We start from the raw sequence: 17609 nt of genomic DNA, 5'->3' as shown, positions 1-17609 counted from the left end.
AAGCAATGATTAGCATGTTTGAAATGCCCCATAATAAAGCATACCCGGATATCATTTGGTAGAAAAAATATAGAAAATCAATGTGGAACCGGATTTTATTACATCAGTTAGAATGTAATAAATCATATTTCAATAGCAAGATATAAAAAAGGATTCATTGCATTCCGCATTTGAATCCTTTTTCAATTATATTTAATTTACAACTTCCTCTCCAGTCAATGCAATGTGTCCTTCTCCCCAGCTACACATGGCATCCAAAATGGGACGAAGTGACCAGCCATAATCTGTTAAAGAATAAATAACCTTTGGAGGAACTTGATCAAAAACCATGCGATTCACCACGCCATCCGCCTCAAGTTCCCGCAGCTGCTGGGTCAGCATTTTTTGTGTGATGCCAGGCATGAGCTTTTTCAATTCATTTGTTCGTTTTTCTCCTTTAATCAAGTGACACATAATGACAACTTTCCACTTTCCACCGATGACGTCCAGTGTGGCTTCTACAGGAATGTTATATGCCATTTTAGTTCCTCCTTTATATTTCATAGGCACTTTCAGGTACCTACATTACTTAAAAGTGCGTACTTTTCAATTTGAAGTGTTGGTTTCATAATAACATACATGAGCGGGAAGAAAAGGGTTGAAAATGACTGTATATACTTTAAAGAATCTACACTACTTTAAATAATGTACTAATCTTTCTGTTTGTATGTTTAATAATGCTGTTCACGGAAGCAGCGTGATAAAAATTTGAAAGGTGCCAAATCACGCTGCGGTCCCCATGAACAACTTCAAAAATGATAAGGAGGATTCTTTTATGAGTTCCACTGCGATAAATACTCAAGAGAAAAAAGGAGGGACCTTTGCATTAATGGCTTTAGCTATCAGTGCTTTTGGAATTGGTACAACTGAATTCGTACCAGTAGGATTACTTTCTTCGTTAGCAGGAGATTTAAATATTTCCATAACATTAGCTGGATTGTTAATATCTGGTTATGCAATGGGTGTTGCGATTGGCGCCCCGATTCTTACAGCTTTAACAAACAAAATGAACAGAAAAACATTATTGATGCTATTGATGGTTATCTTCATTGTTGGTAACTCAATTGCTGCTTTATCAACAAGCTTTGGCTTATTGTTAGTGGCAAGGGTTATTACTGCATTTTCTCACGGGGTATTCTTCTCAATCGGTTCAACGATTGCAGCAGATCTTGTTCCTGAACACAAACGGGCCAGTGCCATCGCATTTATGTTTACAGGTTTAACAGTTGCAACCGTAACAGGTGTGCCACTGGGTACATTCATTGGTCAAGCCTTTGGATGGAGATCAACGTTCTGGGCTGTCGCTATCCTAGGTGTCATCGCTATTATCGCCAGTGCCATTCTGGTTCCTAAAAATCTTAAACAAGTTCCACCGGCAAAATTGAATGATAACTTTAAAATCTTAATGAACGGTCCATTACTTTTAGCATTTGCGATTACTGCTTTAGGATATGGCGGTACTTTTGTGGCGTTTACCTACTTAGCGCCAATTTTAGAAGATATCACAAGTTTTGCCCCAGGCACTGTTGGTATCATTTTACTTGTATATGGTGTTGCAGTAGCGATTGGAAATACAATTGGCGGGAAGGCTGCGAATAAAAATCCGCTAAAGGCATTGTTTTGGATGTTCATCCTTCAGGCAGTTATACTTGTTATCTTCACATTCACGGCGCCATTCAAAGTTACAGCTGTTGTCACGCTTTTTTTCTTAGGATTATTCGCATTTATGAACGTACCAGGCTTACAAATTTATGTCGTTCAATTAGCTGAAAGATATGTACCTTCCGCAGTAAATGTTGCATCAGCTTTAAATATTGCGGCATTTAACGTCGGAATAGCAATAGGGGCTTTTGTTGGCGGACTTATCGTAGATTCTTTCGGATTGATTCATACACCTTGGATTGGCGGTATAATGGTGCTTGGAGCTGTACTTCTTACATTGTGGAGTTCTTCCTTGGAGCGGAAAAGAGGAATAAAGAGTTTTAGTATCTAATCGGATTTACAAAACTAGATAATCTGCAAAAATAAAAAATAGATAACTTATGTTTTCATTAATACCATTATAATTCTGTAATATTCTAGAATACAGTGCAATTGTGAAGGAATGAATGCCCAATCTCTCATTTTTAACACTGAGAAATTGGGCATTTTTATTTACGATCTTTCTTAACGTATTAATTTTAAATTGTCCTTACTATACCTATTGCTACCAATATGACCCTACTTATATTTGATCTTATGCCTCAATCTGAATATGTCTTAAAGTCTTTACATTAAATAACCCAACATCAGTAAGCTTGAGCTCTGGGATTACCGGAAGAGCCAGAAATGATAAGGTAACAAATGGATTAAATTCCATAGAACAGCCGATTTTTATGAGCGCTTGATTTAATTCGCTTATCCTTTTGTTGACGATAGATGAAGGTTGATCTGATATAAGACCAGAGATAGGCAATGGAAGGGAGGCAATCATTTCTCCATTTTGAACAACAACAAGTCCACCTTTCATCTCTGATGTAAGATGAATCGCTTTCATCAGATCTTCATCTGAAGTTCCAGCCGCGACAATATTATGTGAATCGTGTGCAACTGTCGAAGCAACCGCTCCATTTTTGATGCCTAATCCTTTTATGATTCCAAGACCTACATTTCCTGTTTTTTTATGCCTTTCAACGACTGCTAATTTTAAATGATCTTTTTCAAGATTGCATTGAAAAAGGCCATTTTTAGAATCGACATTTTCAATCAAATGTTTAGTTACAATCTTATTTGGGATAATGCCAATGATATTTGCTAAGCTGCCATCATTTATTTTAATTTGCAGATGGTCACTTGTAACTGAATTGATCTTTACGCTATCGATAATAGAAGGGGAAGGAGCCACTTTCGATTCGCAATGGGAAACGATTTCTCCATTCATTGCCACGAGCTTTCCACTTTTATAAACCTTTTCTATGTCGATTGTGTCCAGGTCATTTAATATTAAAAAATCGGCTTCATACCCTGGCGCGACCGCACCTTTTGTTTTGAGACCAAAGCACTCTGCAGCATTCAATGTAGCCATTTGAATGGCAAGAAGTGGATCGAGCCCTTCTTTGATTGCTGTTATAACGTTGTAATCGATACTTCCTTCGTTAATTAGTTCGTCAAGATGTTTGTCATCTGTGACGAACAAACAGCGGCGGGCGTTTTGTTCATTCACTGCCTGTAAAAGAGCAATTAAGTCTTTCGCAGCTGAACCTTCCCGCAGCATCACATACATGCCTTTTCGCAGTCGGTCTAACGCCTCTTCAGGAGTAACACATTCATGATCAGTTCGAATCCCTGCAGCCATATAGACATTAATCCCATTTGAATCAATCCCTGCTGCATGGCCATCAATCCGTTTTTCCTGAATACTCGCATCGGCAAGTTTTTTTAACATTTTTTCATCATTGTGAAAAACAGATGGGAAATCCATGACTTCTCCAAGGCCAATTACCCGGGGATGCGTGTAAAATGGCTCTAGTTGTTCGGCTTCAAGAGTGGCTCCTGCGTTTTCAAAAGGGGTTGCGGGCACACATGAAGGCAGCATTAAAAAGACGTCAAGCGGAATCCCTTCTGATGCCTTCAGCATAAATTCAATTCCATCGACTCCGCTGACATTGGCGATTTCATGAGGATCTGCAATCACGGTTGTTACCCCATGTGGGAGAACGACATTGGCAAACTCTGAAGGTGTGACCATTGCCGATTCAATATGAACGTGGCCATCGATAAAGCCGGGTACGATATATTTTCCGGAAGCATCAATGGTTTCGTTACCTTCAAAATCCCCGATACCAGCAATAAATCCATCAACAATCGCTATATCATCTGTTAAAATCTCTCTAGTAAAAACGTTTATAATTTTCCCGTTTTTAATCACAAGATCGGCAGGAGTTCTTTTAGCTGCCACATCTATTCTTTTTTTCAAAATCTCTATTGTTTGCTTCAATAAGGACCCCGCCTTTAATTTTTTATAAATTATAGCATTAATGACCGCCCATAATAAAGTTTATGATAAATGCAGCGCTGACAAAATACATGATCCAATGAATTTGATTGCTTTTTCCTGTTAGGAGTTTTAATAGGGTATAAGAGATAAAACCAAACGCTAAACCTTGGGCAATGCTAAATGTAAGCGGCATCAAAATAATCGTTAAGAAAACTGGGATCACATCCGTAAAGTCATCAAAACTAATATGTTTGATTTCACTGATCATTAACGCCCCGACAAGGATTAGGATAGGAGCTGTGGCAACAGAAGGGATGAAGTAAATTAAGGGGGCGAAAATTAAGGCTAGGAAGAATAAGACACCAACGGTTAAAGCGGTTAAACCGGTTCGTCCGCCTTCAGAAATACCAGTTGCATTTTCAACGTAGGCATTTAATGCCGTACTGCCAAAAGAAGCACTGGCTATCGTTCCAATCGCATCAGCCTGAAGTGCACGATCAAGATTTTCAATTTTTCCGTTATCATCTGTCAGACCCGCTTTTCTTGTTAATCCGATTAAGGTCGCTAAATTATCAAATAATTCGACGATCGTAAAGGAGAAAATGACTGATAGAATCCCATATTTAACGGCTCCCATTATGTCCATCGCGAGAAATGTTTCTGACATGCTAGGGAGAGATAATGAGACGACATCACTAATCGCTTTTGGATAGGCGATAAAGCCGACAAGCATTGCGAGAACGCTTGTGCCTAAAATACTAATCAACAGGGCACCTTTTACCCGTTTGGCCATTAAAATCGCAGCAATAATGAGTCCGAAAATTGCAAGTAATGGCCCCACGCTTGTCATATTTCCTAAGCTTACAAATGTCGCATCACTTGCAACAACAAGTTCCGCATTTTTTAGCCCAATAAAGGCAATAAATAATCCGATTCCAACCGCAATAGCTGATTTTAAGACGCCGGGAACCCCATCAACAATCTTTTGGCGAATGCCAGTAACAGTCAAGATTAAAAACACAATGCCCGAAATAAAGACGGCACCGAGAGCAGTTTGCCATGAAAGCCCTTGGCCTAAAACAACGGTGTAAGCGAAAAACGCATTTAATCCCATTCCTGGTGCAACTGCAACAGGATAGTTAGCCCAAAGAGCCATAAGCAGCGTACAGAAAACGCTGGCATAAATGGTTGCTGCGAGTGCGGCTTCTTTTGGTATTCCAGCGTCTGCTAAAATGATCGGATTCACAAAAATGATGTAGCTCATTGTTAAAAATGAAGTGATTCCAGCGAGAATTTCTGTTTTTACGTTTGTATTTCGCTCGGACAATTTAAAGAGTCTTTCCAATAGACTTGCATTTAGGGAAGGAGGGGGACCAGACCCAAAATCTTTTTCAATCATGGACATGTGAGATCACTCCTTTAAATTAATAAAACGCACAAGATAGCCAATATAGAAAAAGTAGGGCTTAGAAAACCTTGCTAAATCGGTTCAATAAAAACATCCATTATGCCTCCACAAATGCCCCCATCCTCATAAAACAGTCCATTCGTAAGATCCACACGCTGAGTTAAAGGGATGTTCGTAAGAATCACTTCAATTGCTTTTTCAATAATTTCAGCTTCCCCACAACCACCTCCTATTGTTCCTTCGATTTTACCGCATGGAAAAACGATCATACGGCTTCCTGTTTTTCTTGGTGTTGAGCCTTTTGTCCGAATAATTGTCGCAAGTGCAGCAACATCACCTCCTTTCCGGATTTCCATTGCCCGCTTTAAAAGTTTTATTTGTTCCATTTTTCGGGGACCCCCTCACTCATGAAAGCCCATTTTGGCGTATTGACGAATTTTACTACTTAAAGAGCCGCCAGATTTTTTATTTTTTACTTTTAAAATTTCCGCCATTATACTAATCGCAATTTCAGATGGGGTCTCCGCACCGAGATCTAATCCGACTGGGGTATACAGCGAGTCAAAGTGATCTTCCGGAAAATTCTGTCTTAGTTTCTCAAAGACACCGGAAATCCGCCTTCTGCTCCCGATCATCCCAATATAAGCCGCTTTTTCTTCCCGTTTGAGCAGCTCTTGTAAACTTAAAACATCATACTTATGACCTCTCGTTAGAAGAAGAATATATGATTTGTTAGATAATTCAACCTCCTTAAAGTATTGTAGGTATGATTGGCAGATGACTTCATCCACATTCGGAAATCGATCTCTGTTGGCAAATTCAATCCGGTCATCAATTACCGTGACAAAAAAACCAAGCATTTTGCCCATTTCTGCTACAGGCTCACAAACATGCCCAGCACCTGCAATGATTAAGTGGATAGGAGCCGGAAAATACTCGACAAAACATTCTACTAAGCTTTCATTAAAAATGAACGAAATGGTGGTAGAACGTTTTCTCTTCATCGGTTTTTCGCAGTTTTCTGTTAATCTATGCAAAAAATCAAGTGAAAATGAGGATTCAGTATAGAAATCTCCATTTTCCCATAAAAGGATCTTACAACCAATCATTCTCTGTTCGGGATGAGCGATTATTGTAAGTAAGAAGGTTTCTTTATGATCATTTAGGGCTGCTATCAGTAAATCGTATATACGCTCATTGTTCATAATCATCACCTAGCGAGTTGTACTTTTAATCTTTTTTAAAGTTTTTAATGCGTTAAAAACCCTTTCAGGTGTTGCCGGAAGATGATAGATCCTAGCGCCTGTAGCATCATAAATGGCAGACATAATGGCAGCGATGATTGGGATCATCACAACTTCGCCAATTCCTTTAGCGCCAAAAGGCCCAGATTTTTCAGGTTCTTCGATAGGTATGGTTTCGATGATCGGCGTTTCTCTGATGGTTGGAATAATATAGTCAGTAAAATTTCGTGTTTTATGGTAACCATTTTCGATTAGCACGTCTTCATAAAGAGTGTAGCCGATGCCCATCACGGCTCCGCCTTCTGCTTGCCCTTCCAGTCCTTGAGGATTAATGACCTTTCCAGCATCGGGGATGGAGACGACACGAAGAACATCTGTTTCTCCTGTTAATGTATCAACTTCGACCATAACCACATGGGTTAAATAGCCATATAGATGATGGGGAGCGCCTCCAGAACCTTCAATTTCAACTTTTTCTTTCGGAAGGATGAAGTGGCCTTCGACTTTCGTTTTTCGATGGTGTTGATAAAGATAATCGAATATTGCTTGATAGGTTAAGATTTTTTCATTTGCCGACAAGTAATTTGTGTTCACTTTGACTTCTGTTAAAGGAACTTGAAGGATTTCAGCGGCGGCTTTCGTAAGCAACTTGATCATATTCGGTGCCGCGGTTGCGACGGCTCTTCCCCCGGTGTAAGTGGAACGGGAAGCAGTTACAGTTCCGCCATCAAGCGTTTGGAATGTATCACCTTGCACCACCTTAATATTGCTAATATCACAGTTAAGAACTTCAGCTGCTACTTGTGCATAGGCAGTGCTATTTCCTCCGCCAATTTCTTCACAACCGACAGCAACGAGAAATCGTCCATCTGAAAGGAGTTCAATTGATGCGGCCCCATAATCAGGCAAGCCGATTCCCATGCCGATTCCATGGAAGGATGTTGCTAATGCTACGCCTCTTTTTTTCCAGGGTTCACCGGCTTCAGCTTTGTATTGCCTACGATTCTTCCAGAGATCGCAATTTTCCGCGGCTTCCAGCGTTTTGAATGTACCGACACTTGACTTAACGACATGTCCAAGGCTGGAGACATCCCCTTGGTGATACACATTTTTCTTCCGAATCTCAATAGGGTCCATTCCAAGCTTTTCAGCAATCATGTCCATATGGGTTTCGATTCCCATACATACTTGATTGACCCCAAACCCTCTAAAAGCCCCAGCAATGCCATTATTCGTATATACACAAAATCCTTCCAAATTTACATTTGGAATTTTGTATGGGCCGCAAGAATGTTCAATTGCAAGAGCAATAACGGCGCCGCCAAGTGAGGCATATGCCCCCGTATCAGCAACAGCCCTCACTTCATTTGCCAGTAAAGTGCCATCTTTTTTAGCAGCTGTTTTCATTTGCACCTTGAAGGGATGCCTTTTTATACCAGCAATAACGGATTCTTCACGGCTCAAGTGGATTTTTACAGGGCGTCCATTTGTGTGCATCGCTAATAGGGCGAGGTAAATTTGGACGGTAATTTCATCCTTTCCGCCAAAAGCACCGCCAATTGGACTGGAGATGACTCTGATTCGTTCAGGATTATATGCAAGGGCTCGAGCGATTTGTAGCCGATCTCTATGTGCGTATTGGCCAGGACAGCGAATGGTGATGAATCCGTCTTCATCCATGACGCCCCAACCGCCTTCTGTTTCAATAAAAGCATGCATTTGCCGAGGGGAGTAAAATGTATTTTCGACGATGATATCCGCTTCCGCAAACGCTTTTTCGATGTCACCATTCTTGATTATTACGTGACTATGAATGTTTCCGTCTGGATGGAGGTCCGGTGCGGAGGCTGTCATGGCTTGTTCTGCATTTGAAACAACTTCAAGCAGCTCATATTCGACATGGATTAACTCCAGCGCCAACTCGGCAATTTCTTCAGTCTCCGCAGCAACTAAAGCAACCGCATCACCAGTACATCGGACGACATTCGAGCATAGAACGGGCTGATCAGGAATAACGATTCCAAACCCATTAAATCCAGGGATATCTTTATCGGTAAGAACACAGACAACCCCGGCAAGTTGCTTCGCCTTTTCAGTATCAATGGATTTTATTTTGGCGTGAGGATATTCAGCCCGAAGAACCTTACCCCAAACCATATTGTCAAAATGGTAGTCGGTCATGTATTTTAATTCACCTGTTACTTTTTCCGGTCCATCAATCCGCCTAACTCTTTTTCCGACCCAATTTAACTGATGCATCTGTTTCCCACCTCCTCATTAGCCGATAAAGTCCACGCTCAAGTAGGGAGCTTGCCATATCTCTACGATATTCCGCGGTTGCTCTTACATCCGTAATTGGCATGACTTCTTTCCAGGCAATTTTTGCGATGTTCTGAATGAATTCATCTGTTAGCGGTTTCAACGTGAGAATCGACTCACATTTTTTAGCCCGAATAATGGTTGGTGCAACAGAACCAAAGGCAATTTTTCCGCCTAGGCATTGCCGCTCTTTGCCCATTATTAACGATATCGCTACATTAACAATCGAGATGGATTGAGCTTTTCGTGGCCCTAGTTTTTGAAAAATCCCTATTTCATTTTCGTTCTGAGGCTGAAAAATAATATTCGTAATCATTTCATTTTGTTTTAAAACAGTTCTACCCGGGCCTAAAAAGAATTCTTCGATTGGTACGAGGCGTTTAGTGGAAATTGAACAAAGTTCTATGGCCGCACCAAGAACAGATAACGCAGGAATCGTATCGCCAGCAGGTGATGCTGTGCCAATATTCCCGCCAATTGTGCCCATGTTTTGCATCTGAATGGCACCAACTTCTCGGGCTGCTTCCACAAGTACATCCGCCTTTTTTTGCAGAAGAGGAGAGTGGATCATGTCGGTATGTGTCGTTAATGGGCCGATATGGATCGCGCCATCCTTTTCCTTAATATAGCGTAATTCATTTATTCCCTTTATGTTAATCCAAGTTTCTGGTCGCCATTTCCCTTCCTTCATTCTAACAACTGCATCTGTGCCGCCTGCTATTAATCGATGTTGTGTTCCTTTTTTTGAGATGATAGAAAGGCACTCATTTAAAGAGGTAGGGGAGACAATGTCAATTTCAGAGACCAGCATGTGCAAACCGCCTTTCTAGATTTTGGTTTTCTTTGAGCATGATTTCCCTTTCCGAAACGTAAATAACTGCTTCGAGTAAAGGCTATCATTGGTCAAAAGAAAGATTAGCAGAGAGATGTTCTTTCACAGCATTCTGATAATCTTCAATCGTATTCAAATTAAGCCGAATCAAAGGATTGTTGATTGGAGCTTCGATAACCTTCTTTTCATACTTTTGAAAAATAGTTCGAAGGCCTTTTGTCTCCTCTTTAATAGCGAGGAGGTCATTGATTATTGACCTGGAAAATACGACGGGATGACCCCTTTTTCCGTCATACACTGGAACTGCAATCGGGCAATTGCTGTTTGTTTGTATTTCGACAAGGTTATTAATAATTTCAGTTTCCGTAGGTTGATCGACTGCGAGGATTAGGATGGATTCTGAAACATCTCCAACTGCATTTAGACCGGTTAAAATAGAAGAAACTTTTCCAATATGATAGTTTTTGTTATAAACGGCCTTTACCGAATAATTATTTACGATCTTTAGAAATCGTTCGGCTTCGTATCCAAGTACAACGATGATTTCAGAGAGAGTTGATTTTTCCAACGCTATCAATTGGTGCTCGAATAATGTTTTTTCGTGCCATGGAAGCATCCCTTTTAAGCATCCCATTCGGGTTGATTGTCCTGCAGCAAGGAGAATGGCTGTAGCTCCCATTAGATCTTTATCGTCCCTTTTTCCTGAAGCTGCTTTTTCGCGGCGGTTTGAATGGCTTGAATAATTTTTGTATAACCGGTACAGCGGCATAGGTTTCCGCCGAGAGCTGTTTTAATTTCAACAACTGTTGGTAAATAATCGATCTTATTAAGGAATGCCTTTGCGGAAACAATAATTCCAGGTGTACAATACCCGCATTGGGTGGCGCCTTCAGCGACAAATGATTCCTGTATCACATCCATATTGGATGTTAAGCCAACGCCTTCACATGTTATTATTTGCTGATTTTCTACCTGCCCGATAAGGATGAGGCATGAGCAGACAACCTCCCCATTAAGAAGAACGGAACAAGAACCACATTCGCCCTTTCCGCAACACTCCTTGCTCGCTGTCAGCGACATGTCTTCTCTCAATACATCTAATAATGTTTTCGTTGGGGAGCATGAAACAGAAAAGGGTGAACCATTTACATGTAAATTAAATTTTTTCATCAATGGACCTCCTAGAATACGAACCTTATTTACTTGGATCTGTATTTTTTCCGTGTGAATAATTAATTGTCGATCGAACGACATTAACATACTGGGCTTTAGAGCACACGCACATGAATGTTTTTATAAAAAGTTGAATAGATTTTTAGTATAGTACCCTATTTTTCCGATACATAGATTTCTGAAAGGGATTTTGGCATAGAAATCTATTTTGTCTAATATAGTGATTAACAGGAGGAAAATATGTCTACAATTTCACCTAATTTCCATTCAACCTTTAAGAAAAACATCGCTCAGCTGTATAATCGGGTAAATCAAGAGATTAATGGCGTAGGAGTAAAAAAACAGCGGATCGAGGTTTTGGATGACATTGTGATTGTTTTCGCAACGCATAAGCGGGTGCAAGCGTTGAATACGCTTAGCAAAAGCTTTCATACCTTGACACTCTCGGTTGATTCAGCATTAATTGTTGAATTTAAATCAATGTTCAAGAAGCGAATAGAAGAATCACTTCAACGTAATGTGAAAACAATTTTAAGAGACTATGATCCTATTACTGAAGAGGCTTGCACAATTATTTATTTCGATGAATGATAGGCGAAACATGCGAGTCTGGGTGTATTACTATCTTTAATTTAAGGCTGATTTCGTAAAGTTTGTTGTTTTTATAATATGATTTATATTTAATAATCTGAGTTGATTGGAGCGGAGGGCGCTTGACTCCTCGAAAATGCTATCGCATTTCCTTCGTGCGTGGGCAGATTCAAGGATGTAAATTCAGTGTCCTGCGGGAATAGAGGGAAGCGGGAGACCCCACAGGCGGTAACGCCGAGGAGGCTCCCGTCCCTTCCAGCGGAAACCAAGTACCCGCAGCGGAAATCAACGGGCAAACTTACAAGGCTAAAACAACAATATATGCGAAAATAGCCTAATTCAATAATAAAAGCGGTTACGCTAACTTTTGTTATACGAAAGTTATATGAAACCGCAGTAATCGATCATCTGATTTACAAGATGAATTCTATTACTGCGGTTTTTTATATATGATTGTATACCCAATTAAGGAGGTGAAAAGTTTTTCATTCCAAGTGCTTTATAAAGAAAAACCTAGGAGGCTGCTTATGGAAAAACTCTCTCCATGGAAAGTAGGGACTTTGGGGTTTCAGCATGTACTGGCTATGTATGCAGGGGCTGTAATTGTACCGCTGATCGTCGGGCCGGCAATTGGCCTAAATGCACAGCAATTAGCTTATTTAATTTCAATTGATTTATTTACTTGTGGGATTGCAACCCTATTACAAGTAGTGGGTGGAAAGCATTTTGGCATTAAGCTGCCGGTCATTTTGGGATGTACCTTCACAGCAGTAGGTCCAATGATCGCAATCGGTCAATTACAGGGGATTACAGCAATCTATGGGGCGATTATCGCTTCGGGGATTATCGTTATGATTTTATCGCAGTTTATGAGTAAAATTATGCGCTTTTTTCCGCCAGTTGTGACAGGTTCTGTTGTAGCAATTATCGGGGTATCCTTAATTCCTGTTGCAATGAATAATGCGGCTGGAGGATTTGGATCTCCAGGGTTTGGAAGCTTGCAAAATTTATTTTTAGCCACATTCACTCTTTTATTAATCATATTGATGAATCGATATTTTAAAGGGTATATGAGGGCAATATCCGTCTTGCTTTCACTCATTGCAGGAACGATCATCGCAAATTTCATGGGTCTTGTAAGTTTTGAAGAAGTTTCTAGGTCCTCGTGGTTTCATATGATTCAACCATTTTATTTTGGTTTTCCAACTTTTAATGTTTCCGCGATTCTCACGATGACGCTAGTTGCCATTGTAAGCATGATCGAATCTACAGGTGTGTTTTTAGCTCTAGGGAATGTGTGTGAACGAAAGCTCGAATCAAAGGACATTAAAAAGGGTTTACGAGCTGAGGGGCTTGCTGTTGTCATCGGAGGAATCTTTAATGCGTTTCCTTATACATCTTTCTCGCAAAACGTTGGTCTTGTCGCGTTAACCAAAGTGAAGACACGGAATGTTGTTATTTCTGCAGGAGTAATATTGATGATTCTTGGTCTTTTACCAAAGATCGCTGCCTTAACAACGATAATTCCTATGGCAGTGCTAGGTGGTGCCATGATTCCGATGTTCGGCATGGTCATCGCTTCTGGCGTAAGAATGCTGTCTGCAGTTGATTTCTCTAAAAATGAAAATCTACTGATTGTAGCATGTTCAATAGGAATTGGGCTAGGATCCGCGGTCGTACCAGCCATTTATGAAAGTTTGCCAACTAGTGTTCGTTTGCTAGCTGAAAATGGAATTGTTTTAGGAAGTTTAACGGCAATTTTATTAAATTTGGTCTTTAATTATAAAGAACTAAATAGTAGTAATAGTGGACAGATTGATCAGTTAAAAAGTGATCAATCTTTAGATGTGCTATAAAGAATTCTTTTGAGAGGCTGTAAAACCCTGCGTTCATGCTTCATAGATTTCTAGGTAAAAGAATTTGCTGGGTATGACGCAGGGTTTTTTCATTAGGAAAAACCAGAAAATATAAATAGTTGGGGGTATTATTATGGATCTTATTTTGAAAAATGCAAACATTCCTCAAGGGGATCGTCAAGTATTAACAAATATTCTTGTAAACGATGGGAAAATTGTCGGTTATTCAAATGATATCAGTTTTTTGAACCCTGCAAAAGTGATTGATGTTGAGGGAAAACTTGTTGTCCCAGGCTGTATTGACCCACACACCCATTTTATGGATCCAGGATTTACGCATCGAGAAACATTTGCAACGGGAAGTCGATCAGCGGCTGCTGGCGGATTAACGACCATTATTGATATGCCTTGCTGTAGTAAGCCTTCTGTTCGAGATGGGGATAGTTTTCATAAGAAAATCGCACCCATTCGAGATCAAGCGTATGTCGATTATTGTTTTTGGGGCGGAATGACAGGGGAGGATGCACGTGAAGGCTGGATAGACAATATTTATCCGCAGATAGAGGAAGGGGTTGTTGCATTTAAAGTTTATATGACACCCTCCGTACCAACATTCCCGCGGGTTTCTGATGCCGAAATGCTCGAAATTTTTAAAAACGTAGCAAATACAGGTTTGCCAATTGGCGTCCATGCGGAAAATTATGATATTTGTACATTTAACTCTAAAAAGCTAGAAAAAGAAGGGCGACTGGATGGACCTGCATGGGCTGAAGCGCGCTCAAGTCTCGCAGAAAAAGTAGCGATTGAATTAATTATCAGCTTTGCCGAAGCAACAGATGCGCGTGTTCATGTAGTACATATGAGCACGAAGGAAGGGGTCGAGCTCGTCAAAGCTGCGAAAAAACGCGGTGTGAAAGTTACTGCTGAAACATGCCCGCATTATCTCGTCCTTAACGCACAAGATTCCATGTCAGAACGAGGATCTTTTGCAAAAATTGCACCACCATTACGTGGAAAGGCTGACAATGAGGCACACTGGCAAGCTCTTGCTGACGGTACCATTGATTTCGTCGGAACGGACCATGCTCCATATGAAATTGCGACTGAAAAGGAATATGAAGGAGCAACAATCTGGAACACATTCCCTGGAATTCCGGGTGTTGAAACAATGGTTCCAATTCTTGTAAGTGAAGGTCTAAATAAAGGCCGGTTATCTCTATCCCGTTTTGTCGAAGTAACTAGCCGAAATGCTGCCATCCACTACGGAATTTATCCAAAAAAAGGCTCAATGGAAATTGGCAGTGACGCAGATTTCACTGTTATCGACCTTGAGAGAGAATATGTAATTGATGAGCAACAAACGGAGTCAATGGCAAAATACAATCCTTTACATGGATTGAAATTAAAAGGCAAGCCGGTCCAAACAATTATCCGCGGAAACCTTATTTATGATGAAGAAGGAGTCGGGATTGTCGGAAAAGCAGGATATGGTGAATACGTGCCGCGTCAAAGCATCCAACGCCTTGAAAGATCGTTTAAATACGAAAAATTTTAAATAAGAAAGGATGATATATAAGTGGAATTAAGAGGAAAGAAACATTGCGTTGTTGTCATCGACATGCTCAATGATTTTATTGGCGAAAAAGCAACTCTACGCTGTGAAAGCGGGGAAAAAATTGTTCCGAAAATTAGGGAACTGATTGATTTTGCGCATGATCACAATATTCAAGTTATACATGTACAGGAAGCCCACCGAAAAAATGATCGGGATTTCAGAGTTAGACCTGTTCATGCCATTAAAGGGACATGGGGCTCGCAATTTATTCCAGAATTACAGCCGGAAGAAGAGAAAGGAGACTATATTGTTCAGAAAAGAAGACATAGCGCTTTTAGCTATACAGATTTCGACTTGTTTTTACGAGAAGAAGAGATTGATACAGTTGTATTGACTGGTGTTTGGACGAATGTGTGTGTTCGAAGCACCGCTTCAGACGCCTTGTATCATGGCTATAACATTATCTGTATTTCTGACGGAACAGCCTCCCAAGATGAGTCGATGCATGTCTCGGGATTAAGAGATATTGATTTATTTGGAGACATTATGTCAACGAATGAATATAAGGAAGCAGCCAAAAAGAAATTCTCCCAAGATGAACAGGTTGTCTAGCTTCATTGAATCAGTAGAGAGAACGAAACGAATCATAGTGGGAATTACTGGAGCTAGCGGATCATTGTATGGGTATACAATGGTCCGCGCCCTTCATCAATTAGGAGTCGAAACGCACGTCATTGCTACCGAAATGGGAGAAAAGGTGATGCAATTTGAGTGCGATATAAAGATGGAGGAACTTAAAAGTTATGCCACTATCCACAGCAATCAAAACTTATTTGCATCGGTTGCTAGCGGGTCATTCCTCACTGATGGGATGGTTATCGTTCCTTGTTCAATGAATACACTTGGGGCTATTGCGAATGGGGTTGGCGATACTTTATTAAGCAGGGCAGCAAGCGTCGTCTTAAAAGAAAAGAGAAATCTAATTATTGTTCCAAGAGAAGCTCCATTTAACTTAATTCATCTGCGTAATATGACTAGCCTAGCAGAAACAGGCGCCTGCATCATGCCTGCATCGCCAGGATTTTACCATAAACCGACAGAAATTTGGGAGCTCGCCAACTTCATGGCAGCTCGCATACTCGATATGCTTGGCATTGATCATCGGTTGCTGGAAAGGTGGGGAGAAAAGACATGAATCCTGTAACAATGAGGGCATTATTGGATGATTGGGAGAATCGAGGCCTATTGTATCGAGTAAAAAAAGAAGTGGATCCCCGCTTTGAGCTTGGAGCAGTTATTAATACAAAAAATGGCAAACGGCCCTTTCTTTTTGAAAAGGTAAAGGGATACCAATCATCTATGGCCGCTGGACTTGGCGGAGATAGAGAATTACTAGCGGACAGCATTGGCATAGACTCTTCAGATTTGATCCCTAAAATTATTGACTCGATTGTGAATCCGATCCCAACGACTTTAAAAGAAACCGGGCCTGTTCAGGAAAATTTAGTCACTGGCGATTTCGACCTTGCTGATCTTTTTCCAATACCAACCTTTCATGCAGAGGATTCTGGTGCTTATTATGTATCTGGCATTCTAGTTGTTAAGGATTTAACAGGAAAGAAAAGATACACATCAATTAGAAGAATGCAGTATCTTGGCGGAAATCGAACGAATATATTAATTACCTCACCTGAGTTATTAGAGCAATATGCACACTTTGAAAAACGTGGGGAACCAATGGAAATTGCCGTAATGTTTGGCGTTGTTCCTGCTGTCGTTCTAAGCTCGCAAATAAGCACACATCTTTACCACACTGACAAGCTTAATGTTGCAGGGGCTTTGCTTGGACAATCCCTCGATGTTGTTCAATGTAAAACGGTTGATCTTGAAGTTCTTGCCGATGCAGAGATTGTTCTTGAAGGGCGAATGCTTCCACATGAGCGGGAAATGGAAGGACCATTTGGGGAATTGGCAGGATACTATGGCTTCCGTTCACCGCAGCCTGTTGTAGAATTTTCCGCGGTTACCTATCGGAATCATGCGATATGCCAGACCATATTTCCCTCAAGCTTTGAAGAGAGACTTCCAATGGCGCTCGTCCGTGAAGCAACTTTATTCAGTACCGTTCGGCAAGTCGTTCCAAATATAACAGGCGTACATATCCCCATGGGAGGTGTTGCCCGTTACCACGCAGTCATCCAGATTAAAAAGAAATCAGAAGGTGATGGAAAGCAAGCTGCACTTGCTGCTTTCGCCAGTGATAAAGATTTAAAGCATGTGGTTGTAGTAAATGACGACGTAGACATCTTTGATTCGGATGACGTGGAGTGGGCAGTGGCAACAAGAGTGCAAGCAGTAAGTGATATCTTCATTGTCCCAGGCGCAAAAGGATCTCCACTAGAATCATCTCATAATCTAAGAGGTGTCTCTGACAAAATGGGCATCGACGCAACCTATCCTCTTGGCAAAGAAGAATTATTTAGAAGAACCTCAATACCATTTGAAGTCAATCTTGAAGACTACATTTAAGGTGTCATCTCTAAGGTGTCAGGCACCTTCCGTGGACAAATAGATTGATTTTGTATCTGTCGGATGGACACTTTAGTTTCGAGTTTC

Annotated in this window: 16 protein-coding genes; 7 read left to right on the top strand and 9 right to left on the bottom strand. The window is 40.7% G+C overall.

Going from position 1 to position 17609, the window contains the following annotated elements; genetic code table 11:
* Window positions 1-192: 192 nt before the first annotated feature.
* Window positions 193-519, bottom strand: coding sequence for a winged helix-turn-helix transcriptional regulator (locus tag BGM26_RS06185; RefSeq protein WP_217038829.1), 327 nt, complete (start codon window positions 517-519; stop codon window positions 193-195).
* Between the two features lie 295 nt (window positions 520-814).
* On the opposite strand from BGM26_RS06185, the gene BGM26_RS06180 reads away from it, so the two are divergent.
* Window positions 815-2032 carry an MFS transporter gene (locus BGM26_RS06180; RefSeq protein WP_217038828.1) on the top strand — a complete coding sequence of 406 codons (1218 nt, stop codon included), beginning with the start codon at window positions 815-817 and terminating at the stop codon, window positions 2030-2032.
* Window positions 2033-2275: 243 nt separating this feature from the next.
* On the opposite strand, the gene ade is transcribed toward BGM26_RS06180, so the two are convergent.
* The 8 genes from ade to BGM26_RS06140 form a co-directional block, all read right to left on the bottom strand.
* Window positions 2276-4015, bottom strand: a complete 1740-nt coding sequence (gene ade / locus BGM26_RS06175; protein WP_217038827.1) for an adenine deaminase — start codon at window positions 4013-4015, stop codon at window positions 2276-2278.
* 37 nt (window positions 4016-4052) lie between these two features.
* Window positions 4053-5420, bottom strand: coding sequence for an NCS2 family permease (locus BGM26_RS06170; RefSeq protein WP_217038826.1), 1368 nt, complete (start codon window positions 5418-5420; stop codon window positions 4053-4055).
* A gap of 74 nt (window positions 5421-5494) precedes the next feature.
* The gene (locus BGM26_RS06165; RefSeq protein ID WP_217038825.1) at window positions 5495-5809 is read right to left on the bottom strand and encodes an XdhC family protein; all 315 of its coding nucleotides are present in this window, start codon (window positions 5807-5809) and stop codon (window positions 5495-5497) included.
* Window positions 5810-5824: 15 nt separating this feature from the next.
* A complete protein-coding gene (locus BGM26_RS06160; protein WP_217038824.1) occupies window positions 5825-6628 on the bottom strand; it encodes an XdhC family protein in 804 nt (267 codons plus the stop codon).
* Window positions 6629-6637: 9 nt separating this feature from the next.
* Window positions 6638-8926 (bottom strand): xanthine dehydrogenase family protein molybdopterin-binding subunit, encoded by a 2289-nt coding sequence (locus BGM26_RS06155; RefSeq protein WP_217038823.1) that lies wholly within the window; start codon window positions 8924-8926, stop codon window positions 6638-6640.
* Window positions 8892-9797: an FAD binding domain-containing protein gene (locus BGM26_RS06150; RefSeq protein ID WP_217038822.1), complete on the bottom strand. Its 906-nt coding sequence runs from the start codon at window positions 9795-9797 to the stop codon at window positions 8892-8894. Before BGM26_RS06150 ends, BGM26_RS06155 begins: the two co-directional genes overlap by 35 nt.
* 85 nt (window positions 9798-9882) lie before the next feature.
* A complete protein-coding gene (locus BGM26_RS06145) occupies window positions 9883-10497 on the bottom strand; it encodes a nucleotidyltransferase family protein (protein WP_217038821.1) in 615 nt (204 codons plus the stop codon).
* Window positions 10497-10988, bottom strand: a complete 492-nt coding sequence (locus BGM26_RS06140) for a (2Fe-2S)-binding protein (protein ID WP_217038820.1) — start codon at window positions 10986-10988, stop codon at window positions 10497-10499. Before BGM26_RS06140 ends, BGM26_RS06145 begins: the two co-directional genes overlap by 1 nt.
* A 243-nt stretch (window positions 10989-11231) precedes the next feature.
* On the opposite strand from BGM26_RS06140, the gene BGM26_RS06135 reads away from it, so the two are divergent.
* The 6 genes from BGM26_RS06135 (at window position 11232) to BGM26_RS06110 (ending at window position 17522) form a co-directional block, all read left to right on the top strand.
* A complete protein-coding gene (locus BGM26_RS06135; RefSeq protein WP_217038819.1) occupies window positions 11232-11582 on the top strand; it encodes a Na-translocating system protein MpsC family protein in 351 nt (116 codons plus the stop codon).
* Window positions 11583-12109: 527 nt separating this feature from the next.
* Window positions 12110-13438, top strand: a complete 1329-nt coding sequence (locus BGM26_RS06130; protein WP_217038818.1) for a nucleobase:cation symporter-2 family protein — start codon at window positions 12110-12112, stop codon at window positions 13436-13438.
* Window positions 13439-13571: 133 nt separating this feature from the next.
* Window positions 13572-14993 carry a dihydroorotase gene (locus tag BGM26_RS06125; protein WP_217038817.1) on the top strand — a complete coding sequence of 474 codons (1422 nt, stop codon included), beginning with the start codon at window positions 13572-13574 and terminating at the stop codon, window positions 14991-14993.
* A 21-nt stretch (window positions 14994-15014) separates the two neighbouring features.
* The gene (locus BGM26_RS06120; protein WP_217038816.1) at window positions 15015-15605 is read left to right on the top strand and encodes a cysteine hydrolase family protein; all 591 of its coding nucleotides are present in this window, start codon (window positions 15015-15017) and stop codon (window positions 15603-15605) included.
* The gene (locus BGM26_RS06115) at window positions 15598-16188 is read left to right on the top strand and encodes a UbiX family flavin prenyltransferase (protein WP_254119073.1); all 591 of its coding nucleotides are present in this window, start codon (window positions 15598-15600) and stop codon (window positions 16186-16188) included. Before BGM26_RS06120 ends, BGM26_RS06115 begins: the two co-directional genes overlap by 8 nt.
* Entirely contained in the window at window positions 16185-17522 is a 1338-nt protein-coding gene (locus tag BGM26_RS06110) for a UbiD family decarboxylase (RefSeq protein ID WP_217038815.1), read from the top strand. Before BGM26_RS06115 ends, BGM26_RS06110 begins: the two co-directional genes overlap by 4 nt.
* The last annotated feature ends 87 nt before the right edge of the window (window positions 17523-17609 follow it).

The organism is Bacillus sp. FJAT-29790, assembly GCF_019039215.1.
Lineage (GTDB): Bacteria > Bacillota > Bacilli > Bacillales > Cytobacillaceae > Cytobacillus.
The sequence above is the reverse complement of the archived record's forward strand: the minus strand, read 5'-3'. Positions and strand labels throughout refer to the sequence as shown.